The following is a 16,022-nucleotide window of genomic DNA, read 5'->3' on the forward strand; positions in this document are numbered from 1 at the left end:
CTGGGCCGGGCGCTATCCGTTTGTGCTGCACAGGCGGATACTGGCGGTATGAAAGAACTCACCCTGCTGACCGCCGTTGCCCGCCTGCGTGCCGGGGGCGTGATCGCGTATCCCACTGAAGCCGTGTGGGGACTGGGCTGCGACCCGGGCCACCAGATGGCTGTGCATGCCCTGCTGAAGCTGAAACAGCGCCCGGTGGAAAAGGGGATGATCCTGGTCGCCGCCGATCTGCATCAACTGCAGGGATGGGCGCGCCTGGATGCGCTTCCCGATGAACGACAGCGCGAAGTCCTGGCCAGCTGGCCGGGCGCGAATACCTGGATACTGCCTGCCGGTCCGCGTGCGCCCAAGTGGGTGACCGGTGATCACAGCGGGTTGGCGGTGCGCATCAGCGCGCATCCGCTGGTTGCCGCATTGTGCCGCGCCTGGGGCGGGCCGCTGGTATCCACCAGCGCCAATCTGGCCGGAGAGCCACCGGCGCGCACCCGCGACGAACTGGATCCGCGCCTGCTGTCGCTGCTGGACGGCGTACTGGACGGGGATACCGGTGGACTGGCGCAGCCCACCCCCATCCGCGATGCATTGAGCGGAAACGTCCTGCGCTCATGATGTGGGCCGACGGCCGCGGCGGTTGATGGCCGACGGCCGCTCCGGTTGACGGCCCGCGGCCGTCACTACTGGCGCCGGGTGCGGTGATACCGCACGATGTGGGCATGCGCCTGCCCCCTGCCCTGTTGTTGTCCCTGCTGCCCCTATGGGCCTTCGCCGTGCCTGTTGCGTCCGCTGAAAACGTGCGGATCTACCGGTGTGTCGGCAGCACGGGCGCGGTGACCCTGCAGGACAGCCCGTGTACCAGCGGTCGGCAGGAAGTCCGGGACATGCAGCGGCCGCAGGATCCGCCCCCCGTCGCGCCAGTACGGCCGACGTCGCCACGCCGGCGGCACCGTCCACCCAGGCGCCGCGCGAGATCCGCCATGTCTACATCCAGCCGCCACAGCCCATGTACGAATGCGTGACTGAAGAAGGCCGGCGCTACATCAGCGACAACAACGAAGGCAATCCACGCTGGGTGCCGCTGTGGACCACCGGCTGGATCCCGGGCGGCGGCGGTCACCGCCCCTGGCAGGGCGGTCCCGGCCTGCCCCCCGTACGTGCGGAAGGACAGGGAATCGCCGGTGGTCATTACCCGCCGTCCCACGGCATCGGTCACAGCGTCAGTTTCCCTGCCGGCAACATCCTCGTGCGTGACACCTGCAACGCGCTGCCACCGCGCGAGGTCTGTTCCCGCCTGCGCGACCAGCGCTGGGACCTGGATCGTCGCTATAACAGCGCCCTGCAGAGCGAGCGCCAGGACATCAGCCGCGAGCAGCGCGGCATCGACGCACGCCTGGACCAGGATTGCGGTCGCTACTGAGCCACGCCGCTACAATCAGCGGATGAAACTCCTGACGTCCGTAGTGCTGTTGATGGCGCTGTCGCTCACCGCATCGGCCGACGATGCCGTGGTGTTCCGCTGCACGGACGCCGAGGGCGCAGTGAACGTGCAGGACACCCCCTGCCCCGCTGGCACCGCGCAGATCATCCAGCGTCGTGGCGCATCGGCCACGTCGACCGCCAGCACCGCGCTGGGCGACCCGGCGCCCGTGGCGGCCGGCGTGCTCGACAGCGACCTGCTGCCGACCCTGCAGGCCGCCCCCGCGGCAGGCGATGGCAACGACGCCATCCTGGACAGCGATGTGTTCCGCGCGCGCGCAGCGGCGGCAGCGGCCAACACCGACCAACCGCCGAAACCCCCGTTGCCGGAGATCTACCAGTGCGTGGGCAAGGACGGCAACCAGTACCTGCATGAGCTTGAACCTGCGCCTCCGCGCTGCGCGCCGCTGGCACTGACAGGTCTGGGCGGCAGCCTCGCGCCGGGCAATGCCGAGAGCTGCGAGGTGCAGCGGGATACCTGCACCGCCTTGGTCGAAGACCAGCGCTGTGGCGCGTGGCAACAGCGCCTGCGCGATGCGCGCGGTCGCGAGCGCTTCGTGTTGGCCGAAGGACAAACCGCCGCCACCGCCGAACGCGAACGGCTGCAGGCTGTACTTGAAGCCAGCGATTGCGCGGTGCCCTGAGATCAGGGATCGACCCTCCAAGGCCAGCGACGCCACTGCCCCGCGATGATGCCGCTCAGAACCCGTAACGCAGGAACCCGCCGTCGACTGCGATGCATTCGCCGGTGACATAGCTGGCTGCCGGCAGGCACAGGAATCCAACCGCCGACGCCACCTCTTCCGGCTCGCCGATACGCCGCATCGGCGTGCGGTCGATCACCTGCTCGTAGTAATCCGGATCCGCCAGCGCACCCGACGTGCGTCGCGTGCGGATGTACCACGGCGCCACGGCATTCACCCGGATGCCATCTTCGGCCCACTCCACCGCCAAGTTGCGGGTCATCTGGTGCATCGCCGCCTTCGTCATGCCATAGACCGCCCCACTGCGTACATGGGTCAGGCCGGACACGCTTCCCACGTTGACGATGGCCGATGCGGCATGGCGTGCCAGCAGCGGATGCGCGTAGCGCGACAGTTCGAACGCGGAAAAGAGATTGGTCTCGAAGATGTTGCGCCACTCGTCTTCGGTGTAGTCGATCGCCGGACGGGTGATGTTGCCGCCAGCGTTGTTGACCAGGATATGCAACCCGTCTGCATGATCCTCCACCCAGTCGAGGATCTCGCGTCGGTCTTCGTCATCGGATACGTCTGCAGCGAGCGCATGGATCGCCTGCGCGGGATATTCATCGGCCAGGTCGTCGCGCGCGCTTTCCAGCATGTCTAGATCGCGCCCCACGATCATCACGTCGGCACCAAAGCCGAGCAGTTCGCGGGCGATCGCCAGCCCGATGCCGGCGCTTGCGCCGGTGATGAGTGCGGTCTGTCCATCCAGCCGCCAACGCTGCGCAGTCACGTCTGTATCTCCTGCCGGGCCATGCCCGTGTAACGATGACGCAAGCATAGCGCCGCTGCCCCCGTCACGGCAGTCGGCCCTCTGCGTGGCACACTCCGCACTTCACCGTCCGGGAGATCCGTGCATGCCTGTCTTGAAGATCACCGCCGCTGCCATGGCGATGTTGATGCTCGCCGCCTGCCAACGGCCGCCGGTACCAGCGCAGGACAAACCGCCGGAACCGAAAGCACTCACACGCAGCGTGCAGGCCCCGTTGGAGAAGGCGCGCGGCGTGCAGCAGACAGTGGATGACGCAGAAAAAGAACGGCGCGCCCAGGAAGAGCGCGCCGAACAATGAGCCGACGGTAGAGCCGACTTCAGTCGGCTGGTGTGTCGCGGGCGATGAGGAAAGCCGACTGAAGTCGGCTCTACCTGGTCGGCTGGTGTACCGCAGGTGATGAGGGAAGCCGACTGAAGTCGGCTCTACCCCCGCCGGGTGTCTCAGAAGCCGCAGAAGCAGTACGCCAGCGCCTTCACCGGGGTGCCCTTGCCCTGCTCGCGCGCGGCGTCTTCGACGAAGCGCAGCTGGGTATTCACTTCCGGCATCGTGCGCGCCAGCACCATCCGGCCCACGCCGGATTCGGCCAGCATCCAGCCACCGGCATGGGTGCCGGCGAAGCTGCTGACGAACTGCGCAAACGGCGTGGCCGCCTTTTCGATGTAACGCACGCGGTACTTGTCGTCGGCGCCGAGCTTGGCCCGGCCCGCCGCATCGGCCACTGCATCCTTCAAGCCACCAAACGCGTCGACCAGACCGCGTTCCTTGGCCTGCGCGCCAGACCAGACGCGGCCACGTGCCACTTCGTCCACGGCTTCCACCGGCTTCTTGCGCGCATCGGCCACACGACCGGTGAAGTCGGCATATCCCTTGTTGATCACCGACTGGATCACCTGGCCTACGGCCGGATCCAGCGGCTTGGTCATGTCGAACGCGCCGGCGAAGCGGGTCGTACCCACGCCATCGGTGTGCACGCCGATCTTGTCCAGCGCGCGGGCCACGTTCGGCACCATGCCGAAGATGCCGATCGAGCCGGTGATGGTCGATGCATCGGCATAGATGCGGTCAGCGTTCATGCTGATCCAGTAACCGCCCGATGCCGCCAGGTCGCCCATCGACACCACCACCGGCTTGCCGGCAGCCTGCAGTGCGACGACTTCGCGACGGATCTGCTCGGACGCGAACACTTCGCCACCCGGCGAATCCACCCGCAGCACCACGGCCTTTACGTTGTCGTCGTCGCGCGCTTCGCGCAGCAGCGCGGAGGTCGATTCGCCACCGATGCGACCGGCCGGCAGATCGCCGCCGCTGATCTCACCGGCCGCGACCACCACCGCTACCTGCGGACGCGAATCCACCGGGCTGCGGCGTGCGTCCAGCTGGCCCAGATAGGCGCCCAGGTTGACGTTGCGGAAGCCGCCGTCTGCATCGCCGTCGGCAACGCCGCGCTCGATCATCAGGTCTTCGAACTCTTCGCGCGTCTTCAGCGCGGTGACCAGCTTCTGCTGGAGCGCGAACTTGGCGAGATCACCACCGGCGGCGGCGACGCCTTCCGGCAACGTATCGATGCCAGCGGCCAGCTGCGCCGGATCCAGGCGACGGGCCTTGGCGATATCGCCGAGGTAGCGCTGCCACACATCGTTCATCCAGTACAGGTCGGCTTCCTTGGCCTGCGGGGATGCGGCGTCGAGCACGTAGGGCTCGGCGGCGGACTTGTACTCGCCAACCTTGAACAGGTGCACATCCACGCCCAGCTTGTCCTGCAGGCCGGTGCGGAAGTACTGGCGGTAGCGACCCAGGCCTTCCAGCAGCACCGCGCCCATCGGATCGAGGTACACCTCGTCGGCCTGCGCGGCCAGCAGGTACTGCGACTGGCCCATGCTCTCGCTGTAGGCCACGATCTGCTTGCCCGACGCGCGCAGCTGCTGCAGCGAGGCGGCCACTTCACGCAGCGACGCGAAGCCGGACGGCTGCAGCTTGTCCAGCTCCAGCACGACACGCTCGATCTTCTTGTCGTCGCGTGCCGCGTCGATCGCGCGGATCAGGTCGCGCAGCTGGATTTCCTCGGCATTGGTATCGCCCATCGCCTTGGCGAAGGCACGGCTGACCGGGTCGGTACTGAACTGCTCCACCAGGCGGCCTTCCGGCGCGATGACCAGCGTGGTGCGGTCCTGCAGCGACTTGCTGGCGCCTGCACCCATGCCGGCGGCCACGACCAGCGCGACCAGAATGAAGAACAACAGGCCGAAGAACAGCACGTTGAGGATCAGCCGGCGGGTGAAGTTCATCACGTCCCACAGCCCGACGAAGAACGCGGCGATAGGATTGCGACGCGCCGGGGGCAGCGGTGGCACGGTTTGGTTCATGGGGTGCTCCGGTTGGCATCTTGCCGAGGAATTTGCGGGATCAGCATAACGGGTGTGGTTGTCCGCAGCATCGGACACAAGTAAGGGGGTCTGCGTGAGGAATGTGGGCGCAGCGAGCGTTCAGGCCGGCAGCGACTGCCCCACCCGGGCGCCACTGCGGTGCAGGCGCCACCCCATCAGGATGGCCGCCGCCGTCAGCCCGACAATCAGGCCGATCCACATGCCCTGCGGGCCCATGCCCAGCCACAACCCAAGCCCGGCGCCGAGCGGCATGCCCAGGCCCCAGTACGCGAACATGGCAATGAACATCGGCACGCGCGTGTCTTTCAAGCCACGCAGCGCACCGGCGGACATCACCTGGATGCCATCCGGGAACTGGAAGGCCGCGGCGTACAGCAGCAACGTCGACGCCAGCCCGGCGACGGCAAGGTCATTGGTGTACACACCGACGATGGCGTCATGGCCAAGCAACAGGGCCAACGCGGACACGGTCTGCGTGCCCAGGATGATCGCGTAGCCCGCCCAGGCCGCGCGGCGCACGCCGTGGCCGTCACCGCGCCCGACCGAATGGCCGACACGTACGGTGGTGGCTTCGGCCACGCCCATCGGAATCATGAAGCACAGCTGGGCCACGTTGATGGCGATCTGGTGCGCTGCCGCTTCGTTGGCGCCGAGTCGTCCGATCAGCAGCGCGGTGACGATGAACAGTCCACCCTCCATCAGCACGGTGATACCGATCGGCAGGCCGGTACGCAGCAGCTCCCAGATGGCGCGCCAGCGTGGGCCCTCGAAATGGCTGAAAAGCTGCAGGTGCTCGAAGCGCTTGGTCTTCCACAGGTAGGTGCCGAAGCAGAGCGCCTGCAGCCACATCATCACCGCCGAGGCGATGCCCAGCCCTTCCGCGCCCAGCTCCGGGAAGCCCAGCTTGCCGTTGGCCAGCACATAGCCCATCGGGGCCAGCACCAGCAGCCCGCCGAAGCCGATCAGCATGGTCGGCAGCGTCCAGTGCATGCCCTCGCTGAGATAGCGCATGCAGAAGTACAGCGTCAGGGCCGGGCCACCCCAGCGCACCGCGTGCAGGAACGCGGTGGCCCCTGGCACGATCTCCGGCGCGATGCCGAATGCCGGCAGCAGCGGCGGCACCACGCTGAGGAACGTGAACATGATCAGTCCCAGCCCGAGCGCCAGCCACAGGGCCTGGCGGAACAGCGGGCCGATCTCACGCTCGCGGCCGGCCCCGTGCAGCTGGGAAACCGACGCGGTGAGCGAGATCAGGGTTCCGATCGGGATCAGCATCGGCAGCCACAGCAGGGCCGTGCCGATGGTGACCGCAGCGAGCGTATGGGTGCCATGGTGGCCGGCGATCACGTTGTCGACGAACGAGATCAATCCGGTAGACACGTGGCCGAGGACAAGCGGCAGCGCGAGGATGCCGGTGGCGCGCACTTCCTGGCTGAAGCGCGGGGCGGGGGATGCGATGGACATGGATGCGGCGGAGGTCGCCAACTGCGGCTGCGCGCGAAGGGCACAGGCACCGGGTTGCGGGGCGCCATCTTACCTGTTCTTCAGCGAGCTGGAGCCAGCCGGCTGAAGCCGGCTCTACCAGAAAACGGACAGACCGCTTACGCCGACCCACCGGTAGCGCAGCGGCCGCGCGATGAAGGCACTGCTTACCGGCCTACCTGGCGGGTCAGCCAGGCGTCGCGCTGTGCGGGTGCGACCGCCAGGAATTCGCTGCGCACGGCGTCGCGCTGTTGCGGCGGCGTGCGCTGTGCCACCAGCGTCAACTGCGACACCTGGGCAGGAGTCAGCTGCCGCAGCATGGCCAGCGTCGCGTCGCGCTGGTCTTCCGGCACATACCCGAACATGCCCTGCAGCCGACCGAAGTGCTCACCGAGCAAGGGGCCAAGCCGCCACCCATCGCGGAAGGCCTGGTCCTGTGCAGTGAAGCTGTCCCGCAGAGCCTGCTGGCGCGCCGGCGGCAACGCCGAGAACTGGCCGGCCGCCTGCCGTACGCGTTGCCGTTCCGATTCGCTCATTGATCGCCACGCGGCATAGTCGCTGCGACGCTGACGCTTCTGCTCGGGGCTGAGCTGATCCCAGGCCGGGAGCGCGGGCGCGGGCGTGACCGGGACGCCGGCGGGGCCACTCGATGACGAAAGCGGCAGCACATTGCGGTCCGGCGCGGCCTGCGCTGCGGTCGACATCATCATCCCAACCAGCAGCAGCCTCCCGACCGACTTATTCATCGGCCGCGGCCGTTTCAAGCCCAGCAGCCACCGGCTCCGGACGGGTCGGTTTTGCCTGCGACTCGTCCACCGGCAGCGGGCCACCCGCGGCTGACCAGGCATGCAGGTCCGCGTCGGCAAGCAGCGGGAAATCGGGGTCGGCCAGCATCGCGGCATCTTCGGTGGCCATCGGGTCGGTGCCGGCAGGAGCCACCTTGGGCGCATCCGTGTCCAGCGCCTCCACCTTCACCGGCCCGGCGTCGCCCACGGCACCCTCCGGCACGATCGCGGGGGCGTCCGGGGTACGGCCCTGCCACGCGCGCCAGCCGAGTCCGGCCACCAGCAGCACCAGTACAGTGGCCAGCAGGATCGCCGGGCCACGCCAGCGGCGCTGCTGCGAGGGCCGACGACGCGGCGGCACCGGCGTGCTGCGCTGCTCGTTGGCCGGCGCGCGCCAGCTCTTCGACGATGCCTCCTTCTTGCCCGCCGCCACCGGTTGCTGCAGCTCTTTCAGGCGCTGCGCTGGCAACTCCCGGATAAGCTGCTGCACCTCTTCGGCCAGGACCCGCCAGCCGTGGGCGTCGGGCTGCCCACCCGCGTCGCGGGGACAGGCCGCGGCAAGCGCTTCCTGATAACCATCCACGTCGGTGTCCAACAGCCGTGCGGCGGTATCTTCATCCAGGCCTGCGCCGATGCGCAGCAGGAGTGCCAAGCGGACCAGCGGGTCGAGTTCACCCAGATGTGCCACCCCGCCGTCCCAGCGGCCGGTGGGCGTGTCACGCAGGGCCTGGCGGGCCGCCAGCAGCGCCCAGAAGCGCGGCGGCCACTGTGCCATGGGCAGGTCGCTGGCCACGGCGGCGAAGGCCCGCATGACCGCCACGAGGGCTTGCTCAGCCCGCGCGGGGTCGCCGGTCTGCAGCTCAGCGACGACCAGCGCCCGGCGCTCGACGCCTCGAAGGAATGCCGACAGTGCACCGGCCGCAGTGGGGGAAACAGGGGCGGACGCAGCCGTCATCGGGTACTCCAGGAATTCACGCGGAATGATAACGGGTCGTCACTGGTGCCGCCGAGGGCTTGCGCGTTTGCGGGGATCGTGCTGCAGGTTGTGCACAGCGTCATGGACCGTCATGTTCGCTGATGCCCAAACGCAGCCCGGCTCATGTTTCCACGGCATTTCACATTCATCACGTTGATTTTAAAGACAAATATTGTGTGGCTATTTTTTGACCAAGAGAACAATGCGGCTGTCGGCATCGGGACTTGGCGCGTTACACCGCCGCTAACACACAGACTTATCCACAGAAGATGTGGATAACCCTGAATATCCAATGGAGTCTTATATTTAGCTCGTGTTTAGGCTGTCTTCACTGAAGTGTGAGATCGCTGAACCCGGGTCGCGAGTCGGCTGAACGGGCCGCTACACTGAGTGCATGGTCGCTCTGTCACCCACCCTGCGCGTTGCCCTCCCCGTCCCGCTGCCGCAGTTGTTCGACTATCTGCCGCCCGATGGCGCGGCCGCGGGCGACGTCGTGGGTTGCCGCATCAAGGTGCCGTTCGGACCCCGCGAACTGGTGGGGGTCGTGGCCGGACACGGTACGGCCGAGGAAGGCGCCTCCCTGCGTCAGGCCATCGCATGGCTGGACCCGCAGCCGGTGCTGCAGGGCGAGCTGTGGCAGAGCCTGCAATGGCTTGCCCGATACACCCATGCCCCGTTGGGCGAGGTGCTGTCGATGGCCCTGCCCGGGCCGCTGCGCCACGGCGAACCGATGCCGGACACCCATCACTGGGGCTGGCAGCTCACGCAGGCCGGGCGCGATCAGCGTGATGGTCTGCGCGCAGGCAGCCGGCCGCGGCAGCTGGCCGAACTGCTGGCCGACGCGGTCGTTGACGAGGACGTGATCGCTGCGCGGATGGAGGACTGGCGCCCCGCCGCACGCAGTCTGGGCAAGCGCGGCCTGGCCGAACGTGTCGCGCTGAGCGTGGCGCCGATGCAGGCCAGCCCGCTGGGCGGCCCGACGCTGAATCCGGATCAAGCGGCGGCCGTTGAGGCCATCACCACCTCAACGGGATTCGTGCCTTTCCTGTTGGACGGGGTGACCGGCAGCGGCAAGACCGAGGTCTACCTGCAGGCCATCATCCAGTGTCTGGCACAGGGTCGGCAGGCGCTGGTGCTGGTGCCGGAGATCGGCCTCACCCCACAGACCCTCGCGCGCTTCCGCGGTCGCCTCGGCATCGCGGTGCACGCATATCACTCGGGGTTGAACGACAACGAGCGCGCGCGCGTCTGGGCGGCCGCAGCGCGCGGCGAAGCACGGGTGATCGTCGGCACGCGCTCGGCGATCTTCATGCCGTTGCCCGAGGCGGGGTTGCTGATCGTCGACGAAGAACATGACAACAGCTACAAGCAGCAGGACGGCATCCGTTACCACGCGCGTGATTTCGCCCTGGTCCGCGGCAAGGCGCTGGCCGTACCGGTCGTGCTGGGCAGCGCGACCCCGGCTCTGGAATCCCTGCACAATGCACACGCCGGCCGCTTCACGCATCTTCGGCTGAAGCAGCGCGCCGGCGAGGCGCGGCCGCCGCGCGTGCGCATCCTGGATGTGCGCAAGCGCCCGCTGCGCGATGGCCTGTCGCCGCAGGTGCTGGAGGGCATCGCCGAACACCTGCGCAACGGCCAGCAGGTGCTGGTGTTCAAGAACCGCCGTGGCTACGCGCCGGTGCTGCTGTGCCACGACTGCGGGTGGACCGCACCCTGCCAGCGCTGCGATGCGCCCATGACCGTGCACGGTGCCGGCCGCCGCCTGCAATGCCATCACTGCGGTGCCCGCCAAGCGGCGCCGCTGGCCTGCCCCGCCTGCGCCAGCCTGGCCCTCCAGCCACAGGGCATCGGTACCGAACGACTGGAAGAGCATTTGCTGCAGGCGTTCCCGGACGTGCCGGTGCTGCGAATTGATCGCAGCACCACCTCGCGCCGCGACGCGCTGGAGCAGCAACTGGCCACGCTGGGCGACCAGCCCGGCATCCTGGTCGGCACGCAGATCCTGGCCAAGGGCCACGACCTGCCCAAGCTGACCCTGGTGGTGGTGGTCGGCATCGATGAAGGCCTGTTTTCGTCGGACTTCCGCGCCACCGAGAAGCTCGCCCAGCAGTTGATCCAGGTAGCAGGTCGCGCCGGCCGCGCGCGCGATCCCGGTGAAGTCTGGCTGCAGACCCACCATCCGGGCCATCCGCTGCTGGAAACCCTGGTGAACGGCGGCTACCACCCGTTCGCGGCGGCCGAACTGACCCAGCGCCACGCGGCGGGCTTTCCCCCGTTTGCCCATCTCGCCCTGCTACGGGCCGAAGCCCAGCAGGTCGAGCAGGCCAACGCGTTCCTGCTGGCTGCACGCGGCCTGCTGGGCGAGCAACCGCACCTGGAAGCATTCGGCCCGATGCCCGCGCCCATGCCCCGGCGTGCGGGATACCAACGCACGCAATTGCTGCTGTCCAGCGCGCAGCGGCCACTGCTGCACGCCGTACTGGACCACGTCGCCCCGTTGCTGCACGGCCTGCCGGAAGCACGCAAAGTGCGCTGGTCGCTGGATGTGGATCCGATGGACCTGTACTGAGCGCGTCAGGGAACGGGGCGGACGGGTATCGCCCGCAGGTATCGCCGATTGGTAGAGCGGACCGGTAGAGCCGACTTCAGTCGGCTGCATTCCGCGAGATCCCACCGCAGCCGACTGAAGTCGGCTCTACCGGGACCGCCCCCCGGCGCAGCCTCCCCCCCGGCGCAGCCTCCCCCCGACGCACCGAGGCGCACGAGCGCGCGGCCGTCTCAGCTCATGCCAGTCATCACACCGCGCTGGTAGGCAGGGCGCTCGCGCAACCGCGCGTACCACTCCGCAAGGTGCGGCAGGTCGGGGCGCTGGATCGGCATCTCAAACCACGCATACACCAGCGACCCGAGCGGAATGTCACCCATCGCGAAGTGGTCGCCGGACAGCCAGGGCTGCTTGGCAAGCTCCGCATCGGCCATCGCCAGCAGATCGCCCGCCTTCACCAGTGCCGCGTTGATGCGCGCTTCGTCGCGGTCTGCCGGCGCGGTGCGCATCACCCCCCAGATCAGCTCGCTGTACAGCGGCGCCATGCGGGAAGTGCTCCAGTCCATCCATTTCTCGCTCTGCGCCCGCACGATCGGCGATTCGTCGTACAAGCTGCCCAACGCATAACGCGCCGACAGATAGCGCACGATCGCATTGGATTCCCATAGCGGCAGGCCGTGGTCTTCAATGACCGGCACCAGTCCGTTGGGATTCATCGCCTGATACTCCGCTGCCTGCGTACCGCCGAAACTGCCGCCCACTTCGATGGACTCGTAGGTCAGGCCGATCTCTTCGGCACACCACAGCACCTTGCGCACATTGCTCGAATTGCGACGGCCCCAGATCTTCAGCATGTTGGTTCTCTTGCGGGCAAACGGGCGCCCGGCAGGCGCGGGACCGCTACGATACGCCGATCACGCGACATCTGGCTTGCCGCTTTTTGCTGCCTGCTTCCTCGCCTGTTTGGCGACGGGTTTCGGCGCTTGTCCTGCGGCAGGTTTTGCAGCCGGCTTTTTCGCCAGCGCGCGTACGAAGGACGATTTGCCTTCCTTCTTCATGTCGAACAGGCCGATCGCCGCCAGCAGGTCACTGAGCTTGCCGTAGCCATAATTCCGTGGATCGAACGACGCTTGGTTGCCGATCTGGCTACCGACCGGCCCCAGGTGCGACCAGCCGTCCTCACCCTCCGCCGACGCCACCGCACGGCGCAGCAGGTTCACCAGTTTGGTATCGCTGCGCATCTCCGCGCCGGTCTTGCGCGGGCGCGCCTCGCTGCTCGTTTCACCTGCGGACACTGCACCCGTTTCGATCTCCGGCGCGCTGACATGCGCCTGGCCCAGCGCTTCGACATAGGTGAACTTGGAACACGCGTTGACGAAGGGCTCCGGCGTCTTCTTTTCACCGAAGCCGTACACCTTCACCCCATCGGTCAGCAGGCGCATCACCAGCGGGGTGAAGTCGGCATCGCTGGAGACGATCGCGAAGCCATCCAGGTTGCCGGCGTACAGCAGGTCCATCGCATCGATCACCATCGCCATGTCGGACGCGTTCTTGCCGCGGCTGTAGGCGAACTGCTGGATGGGGCGGATCGCGTACTCGTGCAGCACCGCTTCCCAGCTTTTCAGGTTCGGGCTCTTCCAGTTGCCGTAGGCACGGCGCACGTTCGCCACGCCGTGGCGGGCGACCTCGGCCAGGACTTCCTCGATCTTCGCGGCAGGCGCGTTGTCGGCGTCGATCAACAGGGCAATGCGCTTTTCAGACTCGGACATACCGACTCCAGGCTGACGATGGGCAGAGGACAGTATGTTCCAGCGCGGCGTACCCCGCCGTGACATGCGATCATCCCCACGCCCCCCTACTGGAGCCACGCGATGTCCCGCGAGCGCACCCCCCACCTGGTCATCGTCGGCGGCGGTTTCGCCGGCCTCTGGGCGACCCGCGCCTTGGCCAGCGAGCGCATCCGCATCACCCTGATCGACCGCCGCAACCATCATCTGTTCCAGCCCTTGCTGTACCAGGTCGCGACGGCAGGTCTTTCCGCACCGGATATCGCCGCACCGCTGCGGCATATCCTCGGCCAACAGCGCAACGTGGAAGTCCGCCTGGGCGAAGTCAGCCGCATCGACAAGGTGACGCGCAGCGTGCATCTGGCCGATGGCACCTCGATGACGTACGACTCCCTGCTGCTGGCCAGCGGCGCCACCCATGCCTATTTCGGCCATGACGAATGGGCCAAGGATGCGCCCGGCCTGAAGACGCTGGATGACGCGATTGCCTTGCGACGCAAGCTGCTGTTGGCCTTCGAGCGTGCCGAGGCCGAGCCGGATCCGGAAAAGAAGGCGGCGTGGCTCAGCTTCGCCGTAGTCGGCGGTGGCCCGACCGGCGTGGAACTGGCCGGCACGCTGGCCGAAATTGCCCGGCATACCCTGCGCAACGAGTTCCGCCACATCGACCCGGCGTCGGCCAAGGTGCGCCTGGTGGAAGCCGGACCGCGCGTGCTGTCCACGTTCCCGGACGTGCTCTCGCTGAAGGCACGTCGGCAGCTGGAAAAACTGGGCGTGGAAGTACTGACCGGCACCCCGGTGACGTCGATCGACAGCCTCGGCTTCCAGCTGGGCGATCAGTTCGTTCCTGCACGCACGGTGGTGTGGGCGGCAGGCGTCGCCGCATCGCCGTTGGGCGCCACGCTGGACGTGCCGCTCGACCGCGCTGGCCGCGTGCAGGTGCAGCCTGACCTGACCCTGCCCGGCCACCCGGAAGTGTTCGTGGCCGGCGACCTGGCCGCGCTGACCCAGGCCGATGGTCGACCGGTGCCAGGCGTCGCACCGGCGGCAAAGCAGATGGGCAAACACGTAGCGGACACCGTTCGTGCGCGCCTGCACGGCAAGCCGGGGCCGGGCGCGTTCACGTACGCCGACTACGGCAACCTGGCCACCATCGGCCGCATGGCCGCGATCGTGCACCTGGGCAAGCTGCAGCTGTCCGGCGTGCTGGCGTGGTGGTTCTGGCTGGCCGCCCACGTGTTCTTCCTGATCGGCTTCCGCAACCGCATGGTGGTGTTGTTGAACTGGGCCGTGGCGTACTGGAGCTACCAGCGCAGCGCACGGATCATCTTCGGTGACGTGAAGCCGCCGAAGGATCCGCCACCTTCGGTGTAGCGGCGCGACCGCTGCGCTGACGCGTGGGGTTCATGGGTGGGGTCTGCGGATGGGCCCACGGGTTGGGGCCACGGATGGGCCTACGGGTGGGGCTTACGGATCGGGTCTACGGATGGTGCCTACCGGTAGAGCCGACTTCAGTCGGCTTGCGCGGTGGTGCGGTAAGAACAGCCGACTGAAGTCGGCTCTACCGATCGGCTTGCGCGGTGGTGCGCTAAGAGCAGCCGACTGAAGTCGGCTCTACCAGGCGGCTCTACCGGTCGTGCGTCACGGGCCGATGGCGCCGCTGAGCCATGCGAGCTTCTTCGCGCGCGGCAGCTGCTTCAGTTGCCACTCGGCGCGCGAGGCTTCCGCGCGGTCTGGATACTGGCGTACGGCCAGGATCTGCAGGGGTGGGCGCGCGCGGGTGTAACGCGCCCCCTTGCCGGCCTGGTGGGCGGCGAAGCGTGCCTGTACGTCGGTGCTGATCCCCGCGTAATAGCTGCCATCCCGGCATTCAAGCAGGTACAGAAACCACGGGGCAGTCAGGCAGGGCATGCGGCGATTATCGCCCAACGGCGGCCAGCAGCTACACTACGCGCCGGATGCAGGAGAGTGGTGCCACGCTGGCACCCGCCGAAGGCGCAGGCTCCCATGATCGCTCAGGCCGGTGGGATGGCATCCCACCAACCATGTATCCGATTCGCCGAGCTGGAGAGAGGTCCGCAAGGATCCGCCGAAGGGGCACGCGGTTTCATCCGCTGAACTCTCAGGCAAAAGGACAGCGGGAGCGGCACCGGTCACCTTGATTCGTCGATGCGCGCGCATCGGTGCGAGCCTTGCGTGGCCGTCCGTCAGCCGACTCACGTCGGTTCTACCGTCAGCGGCGTCCCACCGCGTCCGGAGCCTGCCCATGCTGTTGTCCATCATCTACCTGATCGCTATTTCCGCCGAAGCCATGACCGGCGCCCTGTCCGCAGGACGCCGCCGCATGGATCTTTTCGGCGTGGTCATGATCGCCTGTGTCACCGCGTTGGGCGGGGGCTCACTGCGCGACATCATCCTCGGCCATTACCCCTTGGCCTGGGTGAAGCACCCGGAGTACCTCGGATTCACCGTCTGCGCTGCGTTGATCGCCACCTGGGTGGCGCGCTGGATGCACCACTTCCGCCGCACGTTCCTGGTGCTGGATGGTCTGGGGCTGATCGCCTTCACCCTGATCGGCTGCGCGATCGCCCGCGAGACCGGACACGCCACACCGATCGTGCTGATCGCCGGGATGCTGACCGGTGCGTTCGGCGGCGTGCTGCGCGACATCCTGTGCAACGAGGTGCCGCTGATCTTCCAGAAAGAGCTCTACGCGATCATCTCGTTGCTCACCGGTGCTGCGTATCTGCTGCTGTTGCGCTGGAACGTGGCCGACAACATCGCCATCCTGTGCTGCCTGGGCGGGGGGTTCGCGTTACGCCTGCTGGCGATCCACTACCGCTGGGAAATGCCGAAGTTCGTGTACCACGACGAAGTGCACTGACGCGTTTGGACTGTTGACGGCCAGCGGCCGTCACTACCGGTGATACCAGCGCGTGCTTACCGGTGAGGGCCAGCGGCCGTCACGCGCCGGAATACCGCCCCCATGACCTTGGTCATGCGGAAATATGCCGTGCGATTAGCTACCATGACGGCCCCGTCGCTGCGTGCGGCGGCATCCAGCCACGCTGCCT

14 protein-coding genes, 1 pseudogene and 2 riboswitches are annotated in these 16,022 nt (G+C 67.5%); of the genes and pseudogenes, 7 read left to right on the forward strand and 8 right to left on the reverse strand.

What is annotated here, in order from left to right:
* Positions 1-48: 48 nt before the first annotated feature.
* The 3 genes and pseudogenes from ICJ04_RS15875 (at position 49) to ICJ04_RS15885 (ending at position 2,117) form a co-directional block, all read left to right on the forward strand.
* Complete coding sequence (locus tag ICJ04_RS15875) at positions 49-609, forward strand: Sua5/YciO/YrdC/YwlC family protein (protein ID WP_188325138.1); 561 nt, start codon at positions 49-51, stop codon at positions 607-609.
* Positions 610-713: 104 nt separating this feature from the next.
* Positions 714-1,414, forward strand: a pseudogene (locus tag ICJ04_RS15880) (DUF4124 domain-containing protein).
* Positions 1,415-1,436: 22 nt separating this feature from the next.
* Positions 1,437-2,117 (forward strand): DUF4124 domain-containing protein, encoded by a 681-nt coding sequence (locus ICJ04_RS15885; protein ID WP_188325139.1) that lies wholly within the window; start codon positions 1,437-1,439, stop codon positions 2,115-2,117.
* Between the two features lie 55 nt (positions 2,118-2,172).
* Here the strand turns inward: ICJ04_RS15885 and ICJ04_RS15890 are convergent, their stop codons facing one another.
* On the reverse strand, positions 2,173-2,949 hold the full coding sequence (locus ICJ04_RS15890; protein WP_188325140.1) for an SDR family oxidoreductase: 777 nt from the start codon (positions 2,947-2,949) through the stop codon (positions 2,173-2,175).
* A 124-nt stretch (positions 2,950-3,073) separates the two neighbouring features.
* Here ICJ04_RS15890 and ICJ04_RS15895 point away from each other — a divergent pair, with 124 nt between their 5' ends.
* Positions 3,074-3,286, forward strand: coding sequence for a hypothetical protein (locus tag ICJ04_RS15895; protein ID WP_188325141.1), 213 nt, complete (start codon positions 3,074-3,076; stop codon positions 3,284-3,286).
* Positions 3,287-3,429: 143 nt separating this feature from the next.
* On the opposite strand, the gene sppA is transcribed toward ICJ04_RS15895, so the two are convergent.
* From sppA to ICJ04_RS15915, 4 genes are all read right to left on the reverse strand, one after another.
* Positions 3,430-5,352 (reverse strand): signal peptide peptidase SppA, encoded by a 1,923-nt coding sequence (sppA, locus tag ICJ04_RS15900; protein WP_188325142.1) that lies wholly within the window; start codon positions 5,350-5,352, stop codon positions 3,430-3,432.
* Positions 5,353-5,472: 120 nt separating this feature from the next.
* Positions 5,473-6,837, reverse strand: a complete 1,365-nt coding sequence (locus tag ICJ04_RS15905) for an MATE family efflux transporter (protein WP_188325143.1) — start codon at positions 6,835-6,837, stop codon at positions 5,473-5,475.
* Between the two features lie 185 nt (positions 6,838-7,022).
* Complete coding sequence (locus ICJ04_RS15910) at positions 7,023-7,601, reverse strand: DUF3106 domain-containing protein (RefSeq protein WP_188325144.1); 579 nt, start codon at positions 7,599-7,601, stop codon at positions 7,023-7,025.
* Positions 7,594-8,595, reverse strand: a complete 1,002-nt coding sequence (locus ICJ04_RS15915; protein WP_188325145.1) for a hypothetical protein — start codon at positions 8,593-8,595, stop codon at positions 7,594-7,596. The genes ICJ04_RS15910 and ICJ04_RS15915 overlap by 8 nt, the downstream gene beginning before the upstream one ends.
* Positions 8,596-9,010: 415 nt before the next feature.
* On the opposite strand from ICJ04_RS15915, the gene ICJ04_RS15920 reads away from it, so the two are divergent.
* A complete protein-coding gene (locus tag ICJ04_RS15920; RefSeq protein WP_188325146.1) occupies positions 9,011-11,188 on the forward strand; it encodes a primosomal protein N' in 2,178 nt (725 codons plus the stop codon).
* A 209-nt stretch (positions 11,189-11,397) separates the two neighbouring features.
* Here ICJ04_RS15920 and ICJ04_RS15925 read toward each other — a convergent pair whose 3' ends face one another.
* The gene (locus ICJ04_RS15925) at positions 11,398-12,018 is read right to left on the reverse strand and encodes a glutathione S-transferase (protein WP_188325147.1); all 621 of its coding nucleotides are present in this window, start codon (positions 12,016-12,018) and stop codon (positions 11,398-11,400) included.
* Between the two features lie 60 nt (positions 12,019-12,078).
* The gene (locus ICJ04_RS15930; RefSeq protein WP_188325148.1) at positions 12,079-12,933 is read right to left on the reverse strand and encodes an NYN domain-containing protein; all 855 of its coding nucleotides are present in this window, start codon (positions 12,931-12,933) and stop codon (positions 12,079-12,081) included.
* A 102-nt stretch (positions 12,934-13,035) separates the two neighbouring features.
* On the opposite strand from ICJ04_RS15930, the gene ICJ04_RS15935 reads away from it, so the two are divergent.
* Positions 13,036-14,322: an NAD(P)/FAD-dependent oxidoreductase gene (locus tag ICJ04_RS15935; protein ID WP_188325149.1), complete on the forward strand. Its 1,287-nt coding sequence runs from the start codon at positions 13,036-13,038 to the stop codon at positions 14,320-14,322.
* A 267-nt stretch (positions 14,323-14,589) separates the two neighbouring features.
* Here ICJ04_RS15935 and ICJ04_RS15940 read toward each other — a convergent pair whose 3' ends face one another.
* Entirely contained in the window at positions 14,590-14,859 is a 270-nt protein-coding gene (locus ICJ04_RS15940) for a GIY-YIG nuclease family protein (protein WP_188325150.1), read from the reverse strand.
* A 40-nt stretch (positions 14,860-14,899) separates the two neighbouring features.
* Positions 14,900-14,990, forward strand: a riboswitch (glycine riboswitch).
* A 12-nt stretch (positions 14,991-15,002) separates the two neighbouring features.
* A riboswitch (glycine riboswitch) is annotated at positions 15,003-15,096 on the forward strand.
* A 118-nt stretch (positions 15,097-15,214) separates the two neighbouring features.
* Here ICJ04_RS15940 and ICJ04_RS15945 point away from each other — a divergent pair.
* Complete coding sequence (locus tag ICJ04_RS15945; protein ID WP_188325151.1) at positions 15,215-15,832, forward strand: trimeric intracellular cation channel family protein; 618 nt, start codon at positions 15,215-15,217, stop codon at positions 15,830-15,832.
* The last annotated feature ends 190 nt before the right edge of the window (positions 15,833-16,022 follow it).

The sequence above is a fragment of the Stenotrophomonas sp. 169 genome (assembly GCF_014621775.1).
In the GTDB taxonomy this organism is placed as follows: Bacteria; Pseudomonadota; Gammaproteobacteria; order Xanthomonadales; family Xanthomonadaceae; genus Stenotrophomonas.

Coding starts and splice junctions, on each gene's coding strand:
- ICJ04_RS15875 (WP_188325138.1), top strand. CDS start 49: ATGAAAGAACTCACCCTGCTGACCGCCGTTGCCCGCCTGCGTGCCGGG.
- ICJ04_RS15885 (WP_188325139.1), top strand. CDS start 1,437: ATGAAACTCCTGACGTCCGTAGTGCTGTTGATGGCGCTGTCGCTCACC.
- ICJ04_RS15895 (WP_188325141.1), top strand. CDS start 3,074: ATGCCTGTCTTGAAGATCACCGCCGCTGCCATGGCGATGTTGATGCTC.
- sppA (WP_188325142.1), bottom strand. CDS start 5,352: ATGAACCAAACCGTGCCACCGCTGCCCCCGGCGCGTCGCAATCCTATC.
- ICJ04_RS15905 (WP_188325143.1), bottom strand. CDS start 6,837: ATGTCCATCGCATCCCCCGCCCCGCGCTTCAGCCAGGAAGTGCGCGCC.
- ICJ04_RS15910 (WP_188325144.1), bottom strand. CDS start 7,601: ATGAATAAGTCGGTCGGGAGGCTGCTGCTGGTTGGGATGATGATGTCG.
- ICJ04_RS15915 (WP_188325145.1), bottom strand. CDS start 8,595: ATGACGGCTGCGTCCGCCCCTGTTTCCCCCACTGCGGCCGGTGCACTG.
- ICJ04_RS15920 (WP_188325146.1), top strand. CDS start 9,011: ATGGTCGCTCTGTCACCCACCCTGCGCGTTGCCCTCCCCGTCCCGCTG.
- ICJ04_RS15925 (WP_188325147.1), bottom strand. CDS start 12,018: ATGCTGAAGATCTGGGGCCGTCGCAATTCGAGCAATGTGCGCAAGGTG.
- ICJ04_RS15930 (WP_188325148.1), bottom strand. CDS start 12,933: ATGTCCGAGTCTGAAAAGCGCATTGCCCTGTTGATCGACGCCGACAAC.
- ICJ04_RS15935 (WP_188325149.1), top strand. CDS start 13,036: ATGTCCCGCGAGCGCACCCCCCACCTGGTCATCGTCGGCGGCGGTTTC.
- ICJ04_RS15940 (WP_188325150.1), bottom strand. CDS start 14,859: ATGCCCTGCCTGACTGCCCCGTGGTTTCTGTACCTGCTTGAATGCCGG.
- ICJ04_RS15945 (WP_188325151.1), top strand. CDS start 15,215: ATGCTGTTGTCCATCATCTACCTGATCGCTATTTCCGCCGAAGCCATG.